The 21497-nt window shown below is 30.9% G+C and carries 18 protein-coding genes and 1 pseudogene; 9 read left to right on the plus strand and 10 right to left on the minus strand.

The genetic code is table 11. The features are described 5' to 3' along the window. Nucleotides 1–26: 26 nt before the first annotated feature. The 8 genes and pseudogenes from AABM47_RS03405 to hemA form a co-directional block, all read right to left on the minus strand. Nucleotides 27–785, minus strand: coding sequence for a Bro-N domain-containing protein (locus AABM47_RS03405; protein ID WP_338409522.1), 759 nt, complete (start codon nucleotides 783–785; stop codon nucleotides 27–29). A gap of 63 nt (nucleotides 786–848) precedes the next feature. After that, the gene (locus AABM47_RS03410; RefSeq protein WP_338409523.1) at nucleotides 849–1091 is read right to left on the minus strand and encodes a hypothetical protein; all 243 of its coding nucleotides are present in this window, start codon (nucleotides 1089–1091) and stop codon (nucleotides 849–851) included. Between the two features lie 54 nt (nucleotides 1092–1145). Next, nucleotides 1146–2171 carry a uroporphyrinogen decarboxylase gene (gene hemE / locus AABM47_RS03415; protein WP_338409524.1) on the minus strand — a complete coding sequence of 342 codons (1026 nt, stop codon included), beginning with the start codon at nucleotides 2169–2171 and terminating at the stop codon, nucleotides 1146–1148. A gap of 32 nt (nucleotides 2172–2203) precedes the next feature. Next, nucleotides 2204–2869: pseudogene (locus AABM47_RS03420) on the minus strand (uroporphyrinogen-III synthase). A gap of 3 nt (nucleotides 2870–2872) precedes the next feature. Then, on the minus strand, nucleotides 2873–3583 hold the full coding sequence (locus AABM47_RS03425) for a TrkA family potassium uptake protein (RefSeq protein ID WP_338409525.1): 711 nt from the start codon (nucleotides 3581–3583) through the stop codon (nucleotides 2873–2875). An 11-nt stretch (nucleotides 3584–3594) separates the two neighbouring features. After that, the gene (locus AABM47_RS03430) at nucleotides 3595–5337 is read right to left on the minus strand and encodes a potassium transporter TrkG (RefSeq protein WP_338409526.1); all 1743 of its coding nucleotides are present in this window, start codon (nucleotides 5335–5337) and stop codon (nucleotides 3595–3597) included. A 13-nt stretch (nucleotides 5338–5350) separates the two neighbouring features. Continuing rightward, nucleotides 5351–6274 carry a hydroxymethylbilane synthase gene (hemC, locus tag AABM47_RS03435; protein WP_338409527.1) on the minus strand — a complete coding sequence of 308 codons (924 nt, stop codon included), beginning with the start codon at nucleotides 6272–6274 and terminating at the stop codon, nucleotides 5351–5353. 3 nt (nucleotides 6275–6277) lie between these two features. Then, a complete protein-coding gene (hemA, locus tag AABM47_RS03440; RefSeq protein WP_338409528.1) occupies nucleotides 6278–7534 on the minus strand; it encodes a glutamyl-tRNA reductase in 1257 nt (418 codons plus the stop codon). A gap of 218 nt (nucleotides 7535–7752) precedes the next feature. Here hemA and AABM47_RS03445 point away from each other — a divergent pair, with 218 nt between their 5' ends. The 9 genes from AABM47_RS03445 (at nucleotide 7753) to AABM47_RS03485 (ending at nucleotide 19835) form a co-directional block, all read left to right on the plus strand. Further along, on the plus strand, nucleotides 7753–8625 hold the full coding sequence (locus tag AABM47_RS03445; protein ID WP_338409529.1) for an AraC family transcriptional regulator: 873 nt from the start codon (nucleotides 7753–7755) through the stop codon (nucleotides 8623–8625). Nucleotides 8626–8776: 151 nt separating this feature from the next. Continuing rightward, nucleotides 8777–11701 carry a TonB-dependent receptor gene (locus tag AABM47_RS03450; RefSeq protein WP_338409530.1) on the plus strand — a complete coding sequence of 975 codons (2925 nt, stop codon included), beginning with the start codon at nucleotides 8777–8779 and terminating at the stop codon, nucleotides 11699–11701. Between the two features lie 84 nt (nucleotides 11702–11785). Next, a complete protein-coding gene (ggt, locus tag AABM47_RS03455; protein ID WP_338409531.1) occupies nucleotides 11786–13477 on the plus strand; it encodes a gamma-glutamyltransferase in 1692 nt (563 codons plus the stop codon). A 71-nt stretch (nucleotides 13478–13548) separates the two neighbouring features. Next, the gene (gene hemH / locus AABM47_RS03460) at nucleotides 13549–14586 is read left to right on the plus strand and encodes a ferrochelatase (RefSeq protein WP_338409532.1); all 1038 of its coding nucleotides are present in this window, start codon (nucleotides 13549–13551) and stop codon (nucleotides 14584–14586) included. Next, nucleotides 14586–15938, plus strand: a complete 1353-nt coding sequence (locus tag AABM47_RS03465; protein WP_338409533.1) for an MATE family efflux transporter — start codon at nucleotides 14586–14588, stop codon at nucleotides 15936–15938. Before hemH ends, AABM47_RS03465 begins: the two co-directional genes overlap by 1 nt. Then, entirely contained in the window at nucleotides 15928–16464 is a 537-nt protein-coding gene (locus AABM47_RS03470; protein ID WP_338409534.1) for a CopD family protein, read from the plus strand. The genes AABM47_RS03465 and AABM47_RS03470 overlap by 11 nt, the downstream gene beginning before the upstream one ends. A 45-nt stretch (nucleotides 16465–16509) precedes the next feature. Beyond that, nucleotides 16510–17337, plus strand: coding sequence for an alpha/beta hydrolase-fold protein (locus tag AABM47_RS03475; RefSeq protein ID WP_338409535.1), 828 nt, complete (start codon nucleotides 16510–16512; stop codon nucleotides 17335–17337). A gap of 201 nt (nucleotides 17338–17538) precedes the next feature. Then, nucleotides 17539–19008 (plus strand): ATP-binding protein, encoded by a 1470-nt coding sequence (locus AABM47_RS03480; RefSeq protein ID WP_338409536.1) that lies wholly within the window; start codon nucleotides 17539–17541, stop codon nucleotides 19006–19008. Between the two features lie 47 nt (nucleotides 19009–19055). After that, entirely contained in the window at nucleotides 19056–19835 is a 780-nt protein-coding gene (locus tag AABM47_RS03485; RefSeq protein WP_338409555.1) for an enoyl-CoA hydratase-related protein, read from the plus strand. A gap of 56 nt (nucleotides 19836–19891) precedes the next feature. Here the strand turns inward: AABM47_RS03485 and AABM47_RS03490 are convergent, their stop codons facing one another. Together AABM47_RS03490 and AABM47_RS03495 are read right to left on the minus strand one after the other, a co-directional pair. Then, entirely contained in the window at nucleotides 19892–20773 is an 882-nt protein-coding gene (locus AABM47_RS03490; protein ID WP_338409537.1) for a T9SS type A sorting domain-containing protein, read from the minus strand. A gap of 24 nt (nucleotides 20774–20797) precedes the next feature. Beyond that, the gene (locus AABM47_RS03495) at nucleotides 20798–21442 is read right to left on the minus strand and encodes an HD domain-containing protein (protein ID WP_338409538.1); all 645 of its coding nucleotides are present in this window, start codon (nucleotides 21440–21442) and stop codon (nucleotides 20798–20800) included. Nucleotides 21443–21497: the final 55 nt, after the last annotated feature.

Below are 21497 nucleotides of genomic sequence, written 5' to 3' on the forward strand. Positions count from 1 at the left end.
TAACCACTTTTTTTTCGGTTTTCTCTTCAATTTCTTTGCGAGTGTTTCCTGCAATTGTTCCGCCTTGTTAGGCTATTTTTTTTATTTTCTGTAAAGGTTTTAGGTTTTTTTTCTTTGCTGATTTCGGTGGTGGTGGCTTCGGCTAACAAATTCAACACCAATTTTAAATTACTCATATTATTCCGCAAATTTTCTTTTTTCAAGCCTTTGTGGTTTTTATATTCTTTGACAGATAAACCGCTCCAAGCTTTTGTAATTTCATCGGTAAGAATAGCATACTCTTGCCCTTTTTTAACGCCTTTGTCATCCCATTCGTCTGTTAATTCTTTTCTGACCTCAATACTTTTTAAACGTTGGTTTATCCAAGATTTAGAATAGCCTTTTTTGAGATAAGTTTCCATTAATCTATCAAAACCCAATTCTGGATCTTCAATTTCGTCGATTCGTTCTCTTCCCACTTGAGCCAACCAAAGTTTGAAAGGTTCTGCTTTTTTTGATGGAACAGATTGAATTAAACGAAAAAGTTGTTCAGTATCAGCAACGTCTGTTTTATAAAATTTTCCATCAGAGGATTGCATTTTCAGTTGTACGAGATTATCGTATAACTCACTTCCTTCAATTTTTAACTTTTTCTTTAAGTCAGTCCAATATCTTTTAGGTATTGTACTTTCAGTTAGAACTTGAATAACATCAACAATAGAGAAAAACCATTTCTCTTCTTCTTCGCTCCAAACAGAACGAATTTGTTTTTGTTCAAATAGTTTTATGGCGGTTTCTTTGGTCATTGGGATAGTTTTTAACAGGATAAACAGATTTGATCTTGAAGGGCTTGTATGTAGGTGTAGAATTTATTTTTCATTATGATTTAAATATTCAAATACAAATTGAACTGCATCTTTTTCAGATTTAAAATATTTTATATCTGTTCGATTACCTTTTTCATCATTAGAATACCAAACATATAATCCATGAATATCTTCTAATCCTTCTCCAATATCAGTTACATATTTATTACTTTTATTCTTTGGTAAATAAATATTATTAATGTTATTATTTAACATCCAACTTTCAAGTTCTTTAATTGTATCCATCTCTGAAAATATTAACACCTAAAAGGTTTTTGAAACCTAAAAGGTTAGTTAAGTTTACTGCCCATATTCCTTCACTGCTTCTACAAATGCTTTTGCATGATCTACAGGTATATTTGGCAAAATTCCGTGACCAAGGTTTACTATGTAATTATCTTTTCCGAATTCGTCAATCATTTCGTGAACCATTTTTTTGATAACAGGAATCGGTGATAACAATCGAGAAGGATCAAAATTACCTTGTAAGGTTTTAGCTCCACCTGTTAGGTATCGTGCGTTTTTTGGAGAAACTGTCCAATCTACACCAATGGCTGCAGCTTTTGATTTTGCCATATCGTTTAAGGCAAACCAACATCCTTTTCCAAACACAATTACTTTGGTAGCATCTGCTAATGCTTCCACAATTTGGTTCATGTAATTCCAAGAAAACTCAGTATAATCGGTTGGAGAAAGCATTCCGCCCCAAGAATCAAAAATTTGAACTGCATTTACACCATGTTTTACTTTTTCTTTCAAATATAGTATGGTTGTATCTGTGATTTTTTGCAATAATAAATGAGCAGCAACTGGATTTGAAAAGCAAAATCCTTTAGCCTTGTCAAAGCTTTTAGAGCCTTTACCTTCTACTGCGTAACAAAAGATGGTCCAAGGAGAACCTGCAAAACCTATTAAAGGCACTTCGTTGTTTAGTTTTTCACGCGTCATATCAATAGCGTCCATTACATAACCTAAAGAGTCATTAATGTCGGGTACAAAAACCTTATCAACATCACTTGCTTTTCTGATAGGATTGGGTAAAAAAGGGCCAATATTATCTTGTAATTCAACTTCTATTCCCATGGCTTGAGGAATTACCAAAATATCTGAGAACAAAATGGCGGCATCTGGTTTTATGATTCTAATGGGTTGAACGGTAATTTCTGATGCTAATTCAGGGGTTTTACACCTTGTAAAAAAGTCATACTTTTCTTTAATTGCCATAAATTCGGGCAAATACCTTCCTGCTTGGCGCATCATCCAAACTGGAGGGCGATCTACGGTTTCGTTATTAAGTGCTTTTAGAAATAAATCGTTTTTAATCATTTTTATAGCTTTAGGCTTTCAGCAATTAACTGTTAGCGTACATTTTTATAATATTCGAGTGCTTGTTCAATTACATTTTCAACGGTTGGGTGTGATGCAATTAGTATGTTTTTTGTTTTGTGTTCTAATGCTTTTGCAGTAGTTGTACCTATGCAAAAACACATTTGATTATCCAAAAGGTTATTCAATAAATAACTTTCTACAGCTGATGGGCTAAAAAACAAAATGGCATCCTTGTTTTCCGTTATTTTTTTTGAAGTTAAAGTTGTTTTATAAACAACAACTTCGTTATAATCAATTTTATGATCGTTTAAAATATTCGGTAATGCATCATTTCTAATATTTCCCGAGAAGAAGGTAAACTAGTTTTTTTTGTATTTTTTTTGTATTATTGAAGCTAAATCTGCCCCGTAATTAGCACTTTGTGCTACAATAAAATTATTTTTTATAAGAAATTGTTTTGTTTTTTGACCTACACAAAACACTTTTCTTTCTTTTATAGAGCCAGTTAAACTGCTTTTTAAAATGCTTTTAATGGCATTTTTACTTGTAAAAACTACATATTCATTTAATTTTTTTAGTTTAAATTTAGTTTTTTTAGTTTTTATAAAATTATACTCTATCAATCTTAATCCGGCATTAGAGACCTTTTGTTTTAAAGGATCACTTAGTTTTTTTGTAGATAGAATAGTTTTCAAATTTTAAAATTTTACTACTTCTACCTCTTCTTGATCTTCACAATAAAAAGAGATGTCTTTATTGTTGCCATATACCACTAATATATCGTCTTTTTCAAGAACAGTTTCTGGAGTAGGGCGGCCAATAGTTTCTTTAATTATGGTTTTTTTGCCAATTAAATTACATTTTTCACGTTTTCTAATAATGGTAACTAAAGATAACTGGTATTTATCAATATCATTTAATTGGGACAAGGTTTTACCATCAAATTCGGGTTTTGATTTTACTTCAGAAATTGTAAAATTATTATCTAATTGATAGTTTTCTAAAGTAGTTTTAAAATTAATTTGTTTGGTTAATCGGTCTGCAGAATCTTGTTCAGGATGAATAATACTGTAAATTCCCATCGCTTCTAAAACCGTATCGTGAATAGGAGATAATGCCCGAGAAATAATTTTTACATCAGACAGTTTTTTTATAATAGCAGTAGTAATGATTGCTGCACCTTCGTTTTCGCCGATCGCAACTACAACTTTATCAGCATCTTTTAAAGGAACGGCGTCATAGGCTAATTCGTTTGTAGAATCCATACAAATAACATGTGAAATCTTATCTTTCACAAGATTTATTTTGTCCATTTGTTTGTCTATTCCTATAACTTCATTACCTGTTTCTGTTAGCGACAATGCTAAAGACATACCGAAATTACCTAATCCAAAAACAATTATTTTCATATTTTTTTGTTTTAATTTATCAATATATTTTCTTTCGGGTACTCATAAAATTGGTGATTCAATTGGCGAAGTAACCCTACCATTAAATTGAGCATTCCTATACGGCCTATAAACATGGTTGCAATAAGCACATATTTACTTGGTTCTGTTAACGTGGATGTAAAGTTTAAGCTTAATCCAACGGTACTATATGCAGAAAAACACTCAAAAATAATCGTTAATAATGGAGTGTCTTTTGGCTCAAATATTAACAACCCCATAATGGCAATTCCAATGACAATTAATGAAATACATAAAATAGCAAAAGCTCGAGATGTTGAATTACTTGAAATTCGTCTGCCAAAAATTTGTATGCGATTTTTACCGGTTGCTACAGCAAAAATATTTAGGGTTGCTAAAGCAAATGTACTTGTTTTTATACCACCACCCGTTGACGCAGGAGAGGCTCCAACCCACATTAAAAACACAATAAATAACAAGGAAGGAACAGTCATTTTTGTATAATCAACAGTGTTAAAACCGGCTGTTCTTGGTGTAACAGAGTTAAAAGCGGCATTTGTTACTTTGCCAAAAAAACTTTCATGAAGTAAAAGGGTGTTATTGTATTCGGAGATGAATAAAAACACAAAGCCAACAAATAATAATAATATTGTGGTATAAATTACTAATCGGGTATTAACGGTAATGATTTGAATTTTTTTGTGAATTCTTTTTTTGTCAAAAAACTCTAAAACATAGGTTTTTATAAATTGATAAAAGTTAAAAATTATATTATGCCCAAACCCTCCAAAAACAATTAGCGTCATGATAATCCATTGAAAAAAATAATTAAATTTAATGCTATCGTCAAACAAGCCTTTTGAGAATATAGAAAAACCAGCATTACAAAAAGCAGAAATCGAATGAAAGACAGAAAAGAAAAAGGCATTGTCAATGGATTGATTATCCAATACAGTAAAATAAATAAAAATAGCTCCTATAAATTCAACAGAAAGGGTAAAAATTACCACATTTAAGGCAGCTCTAAAAACATCTTTTAACCCTTCTGTAGCAATAAAATCTTTTGTATTTAGCCCTTCTTTAAAAGAGGAGCTTCCTCTAAAAAAGAATGCAAAAAAGGAGGTAAAAGTTAAAATTCCTATACCGCCCAATTGAATCAATACCAGTATAATAGACTGTCCAATAATGGTAAAATCTTTTGCTGTATCAACAACCGTAAGACCTGTTACACAAACAGCACTAATGGCTGTGAATATGGCATTTGTAAAACTGATTCCTTTAACTGTAGCACTTGGAAGCATTAATAAAAAAGCCCCAGTTAAACCTAAAATAATAAAACTTCCTACAAAAACAATAGCAGGATTAAAGTAAATATCATAAATATGGCGAACCAAAACTAACAATCGAATCAAAAAATAAAAAACTAAACCCCCTTCTAATATTGGTTTTATTTTTTGTAAAATATAGCTGCAACTAAAGTCTAAATGAGTAAGTGCTACAATAAGCGAAATAAGTAAAAACACACTTAAAATTATGATATTTACTATAGCTACCTTTCTATTACTTTTGAACTTAAATTTAAAGATTTTAAAAAAATTAAACATCAATAAAAAAAAAGATAAAATAATTAATGCTAAAACGTGGGGCGTATTGTAGTTTTCTTTAAAATCATACCCAAAATCAAATACTATAAACAGCAAAACAATAATGTCAAAAAAGCGGTATAAGTAATTGAGCAAAGATTCTTTTTCCATTTTTAGGGGCTGATTATTTCACTTTTAATTGTAAGCGAAGTTTTTCCATTAAAGTTTTACCTCCGTTAATTAAAACTTCTTGGGCACATTTTTGACCAAAGTTTAAATAAGAATCAAAATTACAACTTTTTTTAATAGTAAACTTTTCTTTTCCGTCTAAAGAAAACAAAACACCTTGAAAATCAATTTGATGGTTGTTTTTTATTGCCAATGCTCCTATTGGCGCCGTACACCCTCCTTCTAAAACACTTAGAAATTGTCTTTCAATATGAGTGCAAATTTCGGACTCTTTGTGGTTCAATTTAGCTAAAGCTCCTATAGAATAAATGTCTTTTTCCATGGCAACAACTACCATTGCTCCTTGTGCAGGAGCCGGAATCATCCAATCTAGATTTATATAAGTATCTGGTTTTATATTTATTCTCTCCAGCCCAGCTGCTGCAAAAATAGCTCCGTTCCAATCGTTTTCTTTTAATTTTTGCATTCGTGTATTTACATTTCCACGTAAATCTTCAACAACATGATTGGGGTATTTATTTAACCATTGTGCTTTTCTTCTCAAACTTCCAGAAGCGATGATTCCATCCGAATCTAAAAAATCAAGATTCCCTTTATGAACTAAAATATCCAATGTATTAGCTCTTTCTAAAACGGCAGCTTGAATAATACCAAGTGGTAAACGAGTAGGTACATCTTTCATAGAATGAACAGCAATGTCTACTTCACCTTTAAGCATTGCAACATCAAGAGTTTTTGTAAAAATACCCGTAATACCTAATTCATATAGTGGTTTGTCAAGAATAAGGTCTCCAGTAGATTTAACGGCAATAATTTCGGTTGTGTAACCTAATTGGTGTAGGTGGTTTTGAACCGTATTAGCTTGCCAAAGGGCTAATTCGCTATCACGGGTTCCTATTTTAATTACTTTATTTACCATTTTTTATTTTTCGATAACGTCTATTTGAAAAATTTTATTGATCCATTCTATACTTTCATCAACAACAGTCTCTTCACTTTTAAGATGGTTTGCAAAATGATTGGTAATTTTTTGAATAATTCTGGAGCTGATAATTTCAGCTTGTTCTTCATTAAAATTTTCTAGTTTTTTTCTCTGATAATTTAACTCTGTTTGTTTTATAACAGAAAGCTTTTCTTTAAGAGAATGTATCGTAGGAGCAAACTTACGTGTTTTGGACCAATTTAAAAACTCAGTTAACACTTCTTCTATTATAACTTCTGCAGCCGGAATATGTTCTTTCCTTTTTTCAATAGTAGCGTCTGTTACTTGCGACAAATGATCTAAATGTACTAAGGTAACATTTTCTATGTTTTTTACGTTTTCGTTTACATTTTTAGGAATTGATAAATCTAAAATTAACAGTGGTTTTTTTAATTTTAAAATTTCGGCATCAACAGTAGGATTTTGTGCACCAGTTGCAACAACTAAAACATCTGCTTTTTGTATTTCTAATTGTAAATCAGCATAGTCTTTAACAATTAAATTAAACTTACCAGCAACTTTTTCGGCAGTTTCTTTTGTTCTATTGATTAAAACTATATGTTCATTTTTTGTGTGTTTAACAAGGTTTTCGCATGTGTTTCTGCCAATTTTGCCTGTTCCAAAAAGTAATATATTTTTGTTTCCAATATCAGGAACGGTATTCATTATATATTGAACTGCAGCAAAAGAAACCGAGGTGGCACCTGTACTTAAACGAGTTTCATTTTTTACCTTTTTACTGGCCTGAATAACTGCATTTACTAAACGTTCAATATAGGAATTGGCTAAGCCAACTTTTTTACTAACATTAAAACTTTGTTTGATTTGAGATATGATTTCGAAATCACCTAAAATTTGACTGTCCAAGCCTGTTCCTACTCGAAAAATATGATTTAAAGAATCTTTGTTTTTATATACATAAGCCACTTTTTGAAAATCTTCTACAGTTCCATTACTGTTTTCACAAAGTAATTTAATTAACTGAAAGGGGTGTTCTGCAAAACCATAAATTTCTGTTCGGTTACAAGTTGAGGAAACAAGTAAACTTTCTATGCCTTCTTCTTTTGCCTGTAGCAATAAATTTAAGATAGCGTTTTGGTCTAAACTAAACTTTCCACGCATTTCTGCGTCTGCTTTTTTGTAGCTTAAACCTACGGCATAAAACGAGAGATGCTTTCTAATTGTAAATGTATCCATAAAATCTACTTCAACTAATAAAGTAATGCAAATGTACTTTTATGAATTTTATAAAAGTAACGCTCAAAGTTCTTTTTGTGTCGATTGCAGTTTTTTTAATAAAATAGTTTTTAATAACCAAAAAACCATTAAATTTGTACTGTATACAATGTTTTTCGAACATTTAGTTTAGAACAATTCTAAATAAATAAAATAAAGAAAAGTAAAAAAACACCGCTATGAGTACTGCAGAAGAAATAAAGATAGAGCCTGATTTTATTTTGTTGCGTTTTCAAAACGACACAAATGAAACGCAACGTTTTGAAAAACAGGTTAAAACGGGCTTAATACAATTTCATTTTAATGTTAAAGGGAAAGGAAAATTCATATTTAACAACGGCAGTTATGCCTTAGATTTGCATGAAGAAAAATCACTTTTATTATACAATCCACAAAAAGAACTTCCTCTTCATTTAGAAATTCTTCCAAAATCATGGATTATTTCTGCACTAATTTCAATAAAAAAATTTCATACTTTATTTTCTAATGAAGCAGAATACATTCCCTTTTTAAGCGAAGAAAATTTAGATAAAAAATATTATGGGGAAGAAGATATAAGTCCTGCAATGGCTATCGTTTTGAATCAAATTTTTCATTATAACCAAAATTCGTCTATAAAAAATCTTTATTTTAAAGGAAAAGGATATGAATTATTGAGTTTATATTTTAACCGTAACGAAGACCCAAATGCTGAACATTGTCCGTTTTTAATTGACGAAGAAAACGTATTAAAAATTAAAAAGGCTAAAGAAATAGTAATTGCGAATATGTCAGAACCGCCAGGCTTACAAGAATTAGCGGATCAAGTTGGTTTAAATATAAAAAAATTAAAAGTTGGGTTTAAACAAATATATGGCGACAGTGTTTATAGTTTTTTATTTGATTATAAAATGGAATATTCACGCCATTTATTAGATAGCGGCTCATATAATGTTAACGAGGTAGGCTTAAAAATTGGCTACAGCACATCGAGTCATTTTATTGCAGCTTTTAAAAAGAAGTTTGGCACAACACCAAAAAAATATTTAATGAATTTAAACTTGAATGTTTAAAGCACACGTCATCATCTTTTTTAATCAAAAAACACATAATTATAACAAATATTGTTTAATTTTTTAATCAAATTGTTTTATTAATGTTACAATATCTAATTTAGATTAGTTATTTTTACATTATGATTTTAATTTAAAATTTCAAATTGTTATGAGAAAAAAAGTTTTTTCAACAGTGTGCTTATCTTTGTTTTTGGGACTAGTTTCAGCCTTCGCACAAAAGGAGCTAAAAGGAAATATTTTGGATATAGAAGGCGTACCAATTCCTGGCGTAAATGTGATTTTAAAAGACACAAAAAAAGGAGCAGTAACGGATTTTGATGGTAATTTTAGTATTAGTGCGCCTCCAAAAGGGATTTTACAAATAAGTTCTTTAGGCTTTTCTTCTATAAACGTTTCCTACGAAGGGTACAATAAAATCAATATTATACTCAAAGAATCTTCGTTTGAGTTAAATGAAATTTTAATCGTAGGTTCAAGAAATCCTAGCAGAGCTCAAATTGACACTCCAGTTGCTGTTGATATTTTAGATTTGGGAGTTCTTTCAAAAAGCGTTCCTCAAGTAAATCTTAATCAGATGCTTAATTATGTAGCTCCTTCATTTACTTCTAATACACAAACAATATCAGATGGTACCGACCACATTGACCCAGCCTCTTTAAGAGGATTAGGCCCAGACCAAGTTCTGGTTTTAGTTAACGGTAAAAGACGACATAACACTTCGCTAATCAATATTAACGGAACTTTTGGAAGAGGAAGCGTTGGAACGGATTTAAACTCTATTCCTGCATCTTCTATAAAAAGAATAGAAGTTCTAAGAGATGGAGCAGCTGCACAATATGGATCAGATGCTATTGCGGGAGTTATTAATATTGTTTTAAAAAACAACACAAATACATTAACAATTGCAGCTACATCTGGAGCAAATTTTTCTAAAAATGCAAACAGCCAAACAGGAGGTGTAGATGGAGAGACAACAAACATTAGTGCCAGTTATGGCTTAAAAATAGCTGAAAAAGGGGGTTATATAAATTTTTCAGGAGATTTTGATGTTAGAAAAGAATATAATAGAATGAAAGAGTGGAGAGGATCTATATTTAATAGATTAAACGCAATAGAATACCAAGCTTCTCAAAATGGATCATTTAATTTAAACACTTTATATGAAGACTATGCCGCTTTAAGCACTTATGCACAGAACGTCCCTTATTTTAGTCAAGGGCTAAAAAACGACATAGCAGCAGCAGCTGGAGCCTCCGACTTAAGTGCTTTAAGAGCCTTATTAAGTGCTGATTCTACGGAAGAGGAATTAAATGTTAGAGGCATGAGTAGAACTGATTTTAATATGAGAATTGGTCAATCTAGTTTAAGAGGTGGTAGGCTATTTGTAAACATGTCGCTACCTATAGACGATAATGGAACAGAGCTATATGCTTTTTCAGGGTTAAGCTCTAGAAATGGTAATTCAGCTGGTTTTTATAGACTACCAAACCAAAGTAGAACTTTTACACCACAATATATTAATGGTTTTTTACCAGAAATTAATTCTAAAATTACTGACAAATCTATGGCAGTTGGTATAAAAGGCAAAATAGGCGATTGGAATGTTGATTTTTCAAATGCTTTTGGTAGAAACCAATTTTTATATGAAATTTCTAATACACAAAATACTTCGATGGAAGCTGCTTCATCAAACAGATTTGATGCCGGGGGCTATTCTTTTGCTCAAAACACAACTAATTTAGATTTTAGTAAATTCTATAAAGAAACATTAAATGGATTAAATATTGCTTTTGGCCTCGAGCATAGAACAGAATTATATGAAATTTATGCAGGTGAGCTTGGTTCTTATGCTCAATATGATCAGTCTGGGAATGTTATCACTTCATCTACTCAAACTCCAATAAAAGATTTTTTTGGAGCAACTAGACCAGGAGGAGCACAAGTTTTTCCTGGATTTAGACCAGAAAATGAAATATCAAAATACAGAAGTAGTGTTGCTGCTTATGTTGATTTTGAATTAGATGTCTCAGAAAAACTCCTTTTAACTTTTGCTACACGATTTGAAAATTATTCTGATTTTGGCTCTACAACAAACTTTAAATTTTCTACACGATATAAGCTTACGGATGTTATAAACCTGAGAGGTTCTGCAAACTCTGGCTTTAGAGCTCCTTCATTACATCAATTGTATTATAATTCTACTTCTACAGTATTTAATAATGCAGGAAATCCACAAGAGGTTGGTACTTTTTCCAACGATAGTAAAGTTGCGAAATTATTAGGGATACCAGAATTAAAGCAAGAAATCTCAAAAAGTTTAAGTTTAGGAATTACAGCAAATGTTACTGATGCTAATCTAAAATTTACTTTAGATGGATATATTGTAGGTATAAAAGACAGAGTTGTTTATACCGGTTCTTTTAAAGCAAATGGAGACATAACTTTGCAGAATTTATTTAATCAAGCTGGAGCATCAAGTGCGGCATTTTTTGCAAATGCAATTGATACAGAATCTAAAGGTTTAGATGTAGTAATTACACATAACAGTAAATTTGGCAAAGCAACACTTAAAACAGATTTAGCTTTAACCTTATCTCAAACAAAAAAAATAGGCGATATTAATTCTACACCGGGGTTAAGTGCATCAGGTCAAGAATCTACCTTCTTTGATGAAAGTGCTCGTGTTTATTTAGAAGAAGCAGTACCGAGAACAAAAGCTAATTTATCGAACACTTTTGCATTTAATAAATTTGATCTTTTTTTACGGAATGTTTATTTCGGACCAGTTAAGGAAGCAGTTAATAATATTTATTTACAACAAGAATTTTCAAGTAAAATTGTTACTGATTTATCAGTTTCTTACAATGTCAATAAAAACTTAAACCTTACTATTGGGGCTAATAATTTATTGGACATTTATCCTGACAAAGCAAGTGAAGCGGATTTAGACCCATCTGCGAATGGCACCCAAAATAACTTAAGCGATGGCCGATTTGAGTGGTCTAGAAGAGCACAGCAATTTGGTATTGCTGGTCGATTCTTATTCGCAAGAATGACTTTTAATCTTAAATAACAATTTTTTATTTTAAATAAAATCCATTCCTAATCAAAGGAATGGATTTTATAGTTTTACAAAACTTTCAAATTCTAAATCAAAATGAGAAAAATAGTTTTAAATGCAAGCATCGTCTTTTTTCTTTTTTTATCAAGTTGTTCTTCCGTTCAAAAAACAACAAAACAACCAGTCATAAAAAACGGCATGGTGGTTTCTGCTAGAGAAGAAGCAAGTAAAATAGGGGTAGAAATTTTAAAAAATGGAGGTAATGCATTTGATGCTATGATTGCTACAGAAATGGCTTTGGCAGTTGCCTATCCTTATGCAGGAAATTTAGGAGGTGGGGGCTTTATGGTTTACAGAAAAAATAACGGGGAAGTAGGTACGTTAGATTTTAGAGAAAAAGCACCAAAAGCATCATATAAAGATATGTTTTTAGATGAAAAAGGAACAGTAATTAAAAACAAAAGCACTCATTCTGCAAGTGCAATCGGTGTTCCAGGAACTATTGCCGGAATTTTTGCTGTACATGAAAAATATGGGTCTTTGCCCATGAACCAAATTCTAAAGCCTGTTATAGAACTAGCAAAAAAAGGAATTGTTATTACCAAAAAGCAAGAAGAACAATTGAAAAAACATCAAGAAGAATTAATTTTTGCAAATGGAAATAATTCCTTATTATCTCAAACTTATAAAGAAAACGATACCATTAAATACCTTCAGTTAGCAGAAACTTTAACTAGAATTTCTAAAAACGGGAAAAACGAATTTTATAAAGGCGAAACAGCCATAAAACTAATACAATATATTTCTGACCATAACGGAATAATGACACTTGAAGATTTACAAAATTATCAACCCGTTTGGAGAAAACCCGTTACTTTTGAATATAAAAATTTAAAAATTCATTCAATGGCACCACCTTCTAGCGGAGGAATTACTTTGGGTCAAATTCTACAAATGATAGAGCCCTTTCAAGTAGGCCAATATCCTCATAATTCAGAAAAATACATTCAAATTATTACCGAAGCAGAACGAAGAGCTTATGCCGATAGAAATCACTACATCGGAGATCCCGATTTTGTTTCTGTTTCTCAATCACAATTATTAGATAAAGCATATCTAAAAAACAGAATGAACAATTTTTCATTTGTTAAAGCAACACCTTCTACTCAAATTTCAAACGGGACAATATCAAATAACGAAAGTACAGAAACCACTCATTATTCTATTGTAGATGCTTTTGGAAATGCTGTTTCTGTTACTACAACATTAAACGGGGGTTTTGGTTCAAAATTGTATTGTGATGAATTAGGGTTTTTTTTAAATAACGAAATGGACGATTTTTCTGTTAAACCAGGTGTGCCAAATTCTTATGGATTAATTGGCGGAAAAGCAAATGCCATAGCTCCTAACAAAAGAATGTTAAGTTCCATGACACCAACAATAGTTGAAAAAAACAACCAACTTTTTATGGTTTTAGGTTCTCCGGGTGGTTCAACAATTATAACATCTATTTTGCAAACCATTTTAAACGTTTCAGAATATAATATGAGTATGCAACAAGCTGTTGATGCACCTAGATTTCATCACCAATGGTTGCCTGATGAAATTGTTTTTGAACCCAACTTATTTTCAAAAAAAATCATTCAAATCATTAAAAAACTTGGATATATTACTCAAGAAAAAAAGGCAGTAGTTTTAGGAAAAGTAGATGCCATAAAAATCATGGAAGACAAATCACTTCAAGGCGGTGCTGATCATCGAGGAGATGACGCAGCTGTTGGATATTAAATCACAAAAACATTTGACTTTCATGTAACAAATAAAGTATCTTTACTAATTATAAAAACAATTTTTTTAAAATGAAAAAAGGAGTATTATTAGTAAATTTAGGTTCACCCGAAAGCCCTACTGCTAAAGACGTAAAGCCGTATTTAAATCAATTTCTAATGGATGAATACGTAATAGACGTTCCGTTTTTATTACGTGCTTTATTAGTAAGAGGAATTATTTTACAAACAAGACCAAAAAAATCAGCGGCAGCTTACAAAAAAATCTGGTGGGATGAAGGCTCACCACTTATTGTATTGTCAAAAAGGCTACAAGCTAAAATTCAACAGCAGGTTAGCGTTCCTGTAGCATTAGGTATGCGATATGGTAATCCAAGTATTGAGAGTGCTTTGCAAGAATTAAATGACAAAGGCATTACGGAGGTTTTATTATTCCCATTATATCCTCAATATGCTATGGCCTCTACAGAAACCATTTTAGTATTGGCAGAAAAATTGCGTAAAGAAAAATTTCCGCACATGAGTTTTACCATAATCCCTGCTTTTTATAACCAAAAAGATTACATTAGAGATTTATCAAACTCGATCAAAAAACATTTAGAAAGTTTTGAATATGATCATTTATTGTTTTCGTATCACGGAATTCCAGAACGTCACATTCGCAAATCAGATGTAACAAAAAGCCATTGTAAAATAGACGGAAGTTGTTGCAACACACCTTCACCAGCACATGAATTTTGCTACCGTCATCAATGTTATGAAACCACAAAACAAGTGGTTGAATTTTTAGGAATTGAAGAAGGAAAATACAGTCAAACCTTTCAATCGCGTTTAGCTGGCGATAAATGGTTAACGCCTTATACGGATGTTGAAATAAACAAAATGCCAAAAAAAGGAATAAAAAAGCTAGCAGTTGTTACCCCCGCTTTCGTTTCAGATTGTTTAGAAACGTTAGAAGAAATTGCGATGGAAGCAAATCATGAGTTTAAAGCAAATGGTGGTGAAGAGTTCTTTGCTGTTCCTTGTTTAAACGATGGCGATGAATGGTCAAAAACATTAAGCCGTTGGGTTGATCAATGGGCTTTTCAAAACGAAGATCAAACCGTATAATGGCTCTATCCTCAGCAGAATTAGGAACATTAAGCATAAAAAAATTACTGATTAAACAATCGGTTCCTGCTTCGATAGGCATTTTATTTATGTCTGTAAATATATTAGTTGACACCATTTTTGTAGGGCAATGGATAGGTTCATTAGCCATTGCTGCAGTTTCTGTAGTTTTGCCCATAACCTTTCTAATTTCTTCATTAGGAATGGCAATCGGTATTGGTGGTAGCTCTATTATATCGCGAGCATTAGGGGCTAACGACAAAGATAAAGCCTTAAAAACATTTGGTAATCAAAACTTATTAACCATAAGTTTGGCTATTCTTTTTGTTCTTATAGGCTATTTTTTATCAGAAGAGATTTTGTTGCTTTTTGGCGCAAATGGCGCAATTATGAAACCAGCTAAAGAGTTTTTTATGCCTGTTTTGTTTGGAGTTCCTTTTTTAGCTCTTTGCATGATGGGTAACACGGTTATTAGAGCAGAAGGGAAACCGAAATTTGCTATGATTGCTATGATAATTCCGGCGTTTTGTAATATTATTTTAGACGTTATTTTTATCAAATTTTTTCAGTGGGGAATGTTTGGAGCGGCTATGGCAACAGCCATTTCTTATTTTATGTGTTTTTCATTTATTTTATGGTTTTTTATATATAAAAGCGAATTGCGTTTGCAATTGAAACATTACTTTTTAGATCTTAAAATTGTTTCAGAAATATCTTCTTTAGGATTTGTAACCTTTTCACGTCAAGGAGTTGTGGCTATTTTATCTATTATATTAAACCACACTCTATTTAATCATGGAGGAGAACATGCAGTAGCAGTTTATGGAATTGTAAGCCGCATGTTGATGTTTGCATTATTTCCTATTTTAGGAGTTACACAAGGATTTTTACCCATTGCAGGCTATAATTATGGCGCTAAAAATTATGTTCGAGTTAGTGAAACTATTTCTACTTCCATAAAATGGGCAGGCCTTTTAGCCACACTAATTTTTATAGTTATTTTAATTTTTGCTGAACCTATTGTCGGTGTATTTTCTAATGATGCAGATATTATTAATCAAACGCCAAATGCCCTGCGATTGGTTTTTGCGGCGTCTCCTATTATTGCCATTCAGTTAATTGGAGCGGCTTATTTTCAAGCAGCCGGCAAAGCATTGCCTGCTTTGTTATTAACGTTAACCAAACAAGGCTTTTTTTTAATACCGTTGGTTTTAATTTTACCAAAATTTTATGGTATTTTTGGAGTATGGATTTCTTTTCCTATTGCCGATGTTTTATCAACTATAGTAACGGGTTATTTTTTAAAACGCGAGATGAATCGCAAATTAACATACGTACAAGATGGAATATAACTACATAAAAGCATTGCATTTAATTTTTGTAATCACATGGTTTGCTGGGCTTTTTTATATCGTTCGTTTGTTTGTTTATCATGCCGAAGCCAAACAAAAGCCACAACCCGATCAAGATATTTTAATTAAGCAATATCAATTAATGCAGTATAGACTTTGGTATATAATTACATGGCCAAGCTCTGTTTTAGCTAGTTTATTTGCGTTTTGGATGCTTTATAAAAATCAAGGTTTATTGTATGTTTCTTATTTTCAAGTAAAATTAGCATTTGTTTTGTTGTTGTATTTGTATCAAGCTAAATGTCATCAAATATTCAAACAATTACAAAAAAATAAAGTAAAGTATTCGTCTAATTTTTTTAGAATTTGGAACGAAGGAGCAACAATTATTTTGTTTGCAGTTGTATTTTTAATTATTTTAAAAGATGCAATTAATTGGATTTTTGGTGTAATTGGAATTTTTGTTTTTTCAATTTTAATTATGGTAGGATTTAGATTATATAAAAGGATAAGAGAAAAAAAATAACAAACTCATAAGTTGGCAACAAGTTTACCCAAAAACCGCAAAAAAATGAGAACACTAGTTATATTTATTTTAATTTCAAATTTTGTGTTTTCACAAGAAATTGATGAAAACAAATATTACGCAGAAACTAAAACAATATTTATTAAATCTGAAATATTTGAAAAAGAAAGAGAATTACAAATATACTTTCCCGACGAATATTTTAAAGAAACAGCAAAAAGATTTAAAATAATTTACTTATTTGATGCACAAAATCAAAGGATCTTTAACTATGTAAAAGGTAATGTTGAATTACTTTCTATGAATTATATTGAACCTATGATTATTGTAGGAATTGTAACAGAAGATAGGTGGTTTGAATTTTTGCCAAAAAACAATAATATTGAAACTTTAAAAGAATACGAACCACCAATTGGTGGTGCTGATGGTTTAATTAATCATATTAAAAACGAAGTAGAACCTTATTTATTAGAAAACTTTAGAGTAAAAAATGAAAGAATTGGAATTGGACATTCTTTAGGTGGAACTTTTCTAATGTATTTTAACACTTTAGAAAATGATTTTTTTGACTCAAATATATTATTAAGTCCAAATTTCAGTTATGATGATGAACAAATGATTGAAAGAATTAAAATTTATAACAACAGTTTAAACAAAAAAGCAAAGGATTTTTTTATCTTTAGTGGCTTTGGAGATTCATACGAAGAAAAATTTAACACATCTTTAAAAAAGATCAATAAATGGTTGAAAAAAAATAAATCAGAAAAAATAAATTGGCAATATGAACAATTGAAAATAAACGATCACGGAAAAATTTGGTTTGAAGGAATTTATAAAGGGTTACTTAAAATAGAAAGCATAAAAAAAACCTGATTACCAATATCCGTTTGTGGCAATTACTTGGCTTGGTCTTTGTTCGTAATTTTCGAATAAAATTCTATAAGTAATTTTTATACTTGCAAACTTTTGTTAAAAATTTACGCAACTGCCACAAGCGGCATAACCACCCCTGTAAGGAGTAATTTTAAACCCTGTACTTTCCTTAAATTTTAGGCTATATGGGATAAACTAAATATGAATAAACTATTCAACATAAAACAGCTATCACTTCGCTTAAGAATATTTCTTTCTATGATATTCTTAACTTTAATTGCGTCTGTTTTAATTGCAGCAGTTTCTATTTACCAATTTAGAAAAGAAGCTAAAGAATATCATCAAGAGCGTTTGGAACGAAAAGAAAATGCAATTGTAGAACATATTAATTATGTGCTTCAAAACACTACATATCCATTAATAACCTCTAATATTTCATTAATTTTTAAAGAAAAAATTTATGAGATTTCTGATGTTCATAGCATGCAATTAAATTTTTACGATTTAAACGGACATTTATTATTGTCATCAAAAGCAAGGTTTAAACAAGACCAAAAAGCAGCAGAAATAAATACATCTACTTTAAAAATATTAGAATCAACTTTAGAAAAAAGATATGTAGAAATTGTATCAATAGATAGTTTAAAGCTACGATATTCATATAGTTATATTAAAGACAACAAATTTAAACCGTTAGCTATTTTAAATTTGCCTTATGAAGAAGACACAACTTTTTACGACAATGAACTTAAAAATTTCTTAATTAGATTTGGACAAGTATATGTCTTGATGTTTATTATCGCCATCATTTTGTCTTATTTTTTATCCAGTTACATTACAAAATCATTAAAAATCATTAGCGATAAAATTCAGGAAACAGAGCTAAACCAGCAAAACCAAAAAATTGTTTTAGAAGACGGTAGTCACGAAATAAACCTATTGGTCCATGCTTACAACAACATGGTTGATAAACTAGAAGAAAGCGCCACAAAACTAGCTCAAGGAGAACGTGAACAAGCCTGGCGCGAAATGGCGAAACAAGTTGCTCATGAAATTAAAAACCCGTTGACACCCATGCGTTTGACAGTTCAAAGTTTTCAAATGAGATTTAATGAAAATGACCCAGAAGTTAGAAAAAAATTAGACGATTATTCAAAAACATTAATTCAACAAATAGATACTATGAGTTCGGTTGCCAATGCTTTTTCTAACTTTGCAACCATGCCAGCTCAACAAAATGAAACCTTAAATGTGGTAAAAATTGTACGATTGGCTTTGGAAATATTTAACGAAGACTTTATTCAATTCTCGAGTGAAGAAAATGAAATTATTGCACGCCTAGATAGAACACAGTTGATACGTGTTATTACAAATTTGGTTAAAAATGCCATACAATCTATACCAAAAGACCAAGTGAATAAGCAAATAAAAGTGGCTGTTTATAAAAAAGAAAACAACGTTTTTATTACTGTAAAAGATAACGGGAAAGGAATATCTCTAGAAAATAAAAAACGTATTTTTGAACCTAAATTTACTACAAAATCTAGTGGAATGGGTCTAGGTTTAGCCATTATAAAAAACATAATTGAAAATTACAAAGGGACAATTACTTTTGAAAGTGAAGAAAATAAAGAAACAAGTTTTTTTGTTTCATTCCCCATAAAAAATTAAATTTTAATCTTAGATCCAAACGTTTTAAACAACAAAATTAAATTAAAATCAAAATGAAAAACCTTTTAATCGAAAAACAAGATAGCATTACACTGCTAACGATCAACAGGCCCGAAAAATTAAACGCATTAAACAAAGCAACTATTCAAGAGCTTCATGATGCTTTTAAAACATTGAGTGAAGATAAATCAGTACAAGTAATTGTTGTAACCGGTAGCGGTGAAAAAGCATTTGTTGCAGGAGCAGATATTTCAGAATTTGCCGATTTTTCTGTTGAAAAAGGGGGGATGTTGGCGGCTAACGGCCAAGAAATTTTATTTGATTTTATTCAAAACTTGTCAACTCCAGTAATTGCTGCCGTTAATGGATTTGCTCTTGGTGGTGGCCTAGAGTTGGCCATGGCATGTCATTTTAGAGTAGCTTCAGAAAACGCAAAAATGGGTTTGCCCGAAGTCACTTTAGGAGTTATTCCTGGATACGGAGGCACCCAGCGCTTACCACAATTAATTGGAAAGGGAAGAGCTATGGAAATGATTATGTCTGCGGTTATGATAGATGCTGAAACAGCAAAAAATTATGGCCTAGTGAATCATGTAGTTCCTCAAGATCAACTGTTAGAATTTACAAAAAATATCGCATTTAAAATTGCAAGAAATTCTTCTGTAGCAATAGCCAAAGCCATAGAAGCTATAAATGCTAATTATGAAGATGGTGTTAATGGTTATGAAACTGAAATTGTAAATTTTGGCTCCTGTTTTGGTACTGCAGATTTTAAAGAAGGCACTACTGCTTTTTTAGAAAAACGTAAGGCCGTTTTCTTAGGATAACTAAACACACACAAAAAAGACATTATTTTTAGTGTCTTTTTTTGTGTTTATATAAATTATTCCACAATTATTTTAAATCTTTTATACCGATTTAAATCATCAAAAGCTAAAATAAAATAAAGGCCACTTGAGGTGTTTTCTAAAGATAGTTCAATTAATAAATTCTTATTAAATGATAATAAATTTAATCTTTGCCCTTTTATATTATAAATTTCAATTTTTTCAATTTTGTTAGAATTGGTAATGTAAAAACGATTTTTTTGTTCGGATCTAATGACTTGAGATGTAGAAAAAACAAAATTATTGTTTTCTAAAGTTTGGTAACTACATTCAGAAATTGAGTCTAATTGCGAATATACTAAAACAGAATTTTTAAAGAAACAACTCAGATGCCCTGCTTCATTAATAGCTGCATTTCCACCTGGAGCATTAATTAATGATTTGCCTCCAACACCTTCAATCCATACTACATTTGTTGTGCTAATTGTATTAGTGCTAGTTGGAGAAAAATAAAAATGTTTAAAATCAATATTGTTTAATAAAGGTTTCATGCGTATAGAATCTAAAATAAAAGGGCCACCATTTTGAGGAAATGGGCTTAAGGGATTTATAATGTTAAATGTGTCACCTTCGTTAAGTGAAAAATCATACAATAAATATTCAGGGTTTGAGTTGGCATTTACTTTAGTTAAATATACTTTTTTGGCACTCGTGTTTTCGCGCAATAAAAAACTTCTAGAGATGTAATGATAACCATCTAATATTTTATGATTTAATCCATTTACTATTGTATCTCCATCGGTATAATAAACATCGGTTAGGCACCCAAAATTACAGCTGGTAAAGTGCCATTGATTGGTTTGATCTAGTAATGGTAAATATGCTTGAGCATTTGAGAACTGAAAACATAAAAGGGCTAAAAAAATTAATTTTTTCATGCAGTTTTTTTTAACTTTAAAACATTAAGCCTCACCATTCCATTCAGCAAAAAATTGATCTAAAAAGTGTTCCATAAAAACATGCCTTTTTTGGGCTAGTTTTTTTCCTGTTTCGGTATTCATTTTGTCTTTTAAAAGCAATAATTTTTCATAGAAATGATTTATTGTTGGGGTATTACTTTTTTTGTATTCTTCTTTATCCATGTTGAGCTTTGGAGCAATACCTGGACTATAAATAGCTCTGTTTTTAAATCCACCATAGTTAAAAGTTCGCGCTATGCCAATAGCTCCTATAGCATCTAATCTGTCGGCATCTTGAATAATAGCTAACTCTATGGATGAAAATTTCTTTTCAAAATTTCCGCCTTTGAATGAAATATTTTCAATAATATTTAAAACTTCAGCAATGACTTGTTCGGTTATATTTTCTTTTTCAAGAAATAGGCGCGCTTTTTTTGGGCCAACAGTTTCATCACCATTATGAAATTTACTATCTGCAATATCGTGCAATAGAGCACCAAGTTTTACAATTTCTAAATTACAAATTTCTTTTTCTGCAATGAGTAAAGCATTTTTATAAACCCGTTCAACATGAAACCAATCGTGCCCAGCTTCAGCATCTTGAAGTTGCTCTTTTACAAATAGAATTGTTTTATTGATTATGGCCATTATTATGAATTTAAAAATTCCAAATTCGTTAAAATTCGAAATTTTTAGTATGCTA

It is taken from the genome of uncultured Flavobacterium sp. (genome assembly GCF_963925415.1).
Lineage (GTDB): Bacteria > Bacteroidota > Bacteroidia > Flavobacteriales > Flavobacteriaceae > Flavobacterium.

What these genes read in the sequence shown, in the direction of transcription:
- AABM47_RS03480 (WP_338409536.1), top strand. Translation starts at nt 17,539, where the DNA reads ATGAATAAACTATTCAACATAAAACAGCTATCACTTCGCTTAAGAATA.
- AABM47_RS03450 (WP_338409530.1), top strand. Translation starts at nt 8,777, where the DNA reads ATGAGAAAAAAAGTTTTTTCAACAGTGTGCTTATCTTTGTTTTTGGGA.
- ggt (WP_338409531.1), top strand. Translation starts at nt 11,786, where the DNA reads ATGAGAAAAATAGTTTTAAATGCAAGCATCGTCTTTTTTCTTTTTTTA.
- AABM47_RS03490 (WP_338409537.1), bottom strand. Translation starts at nt 20,773, where the DNA reads ATGAAAAAATTAATTTTTTTAGCCCTTTTATGTTTTCAGTTCTCAAAT.
- hemC (WP_338409527.1), bottom strand. Translation starts at nt 6,274, where the DNA reads ATGGTAAATAAAGTAATTAAAATAGGAACCCGTGATAGCGAATTAGCC.
- AABM47_RS03470 (WP_338409534.1), top strand. Translation starts at nt 15,928, where the DNA reads ATGGAATATAACTACATAAAAGCATTGCATTTAATTTTTGTAATCACA.
- AABM47_RS03425 (WP_338409525.1), bottom strand. Translation starts at nt 3,583, where the DNA reads ATGAAAATAATTGTTTTTGGATTAGGTAATTTCGGTATGTCTTTAGCA.
- AABM47_RS03405 (WP_338409522.1), bottom strand. Translation starts at nt 785, where the DNA reads ATGACCAAAGAAACCGCCATAAAACTATTTGAACAAAAACAAATTCGT.
- hemH (WP_338409532.1), top strand. Translation starts at nt 13,549, where the DNA reads ATGAAAAAAGGAGTATTATTAGTAAATTTAGGTTCACCCGAAAGCCCT.
- AABM47_RS03465 (WP_338409533.1), top strand. Translation starts at nt 14,586, where the DNA reads ATGGCTCTATCCTCAGCAGAATTAGGAACATTAAGCATAAAAAAATTA.
- AABM47_RS03410 (WP_338409523.1), bottom strand. Translation starts at nt 1,091, where the DNA reads ATGGATACAATTAAAGAACTTGAAAGTTGGATGTTAAATAATAACATT.
- AABM47_RS03430 (WP_338409526.1), bottom strand. Translation starts at nt 5,337, where the DNA reads ATGGAAAAAGAATCTTTGCTCAATTACTTATACCGCTTTTTTGACATT.
- AABM47_RS03475 (WP_338409535.1), top strand. Translation starts at nt 16,510, where the DNA reads ATGAGAACACTAGTTATATTTATTTTAATTTCAAATTTTGTGTTTTCA.
- hemA (WP_338409528.1), bottom strand. Translation starts at nt 7,534, where the DNA reads ATGGATACATTTACAATTAGAAAGCATCTCTCGTTTTATGCCGTAGGT.
- AABM47_RS03445 (WP_338409529.1), top strand. Translation starts at nt 7,753, where the DNA reads ATGAGTACTGCAGAAGAAATAAAGATAGAGCCTGATTTTATTTTGTTG.
- hemE (WP_338409524.1), bottom strand. Translation starts at nt 2,171, where the DNA reads ATGATTAAAAACGATTTATTTCTAAAAGCACTTAATAACGAAACCGTA.
- AABM47_RS03495 (WP_338409538.1), bottom strand. Translation starts at nt 21,442, where the DNA reads ATGGCCATAATCAATAAAACAATTCTATTTGTAAAAGAGCAACTTCAA.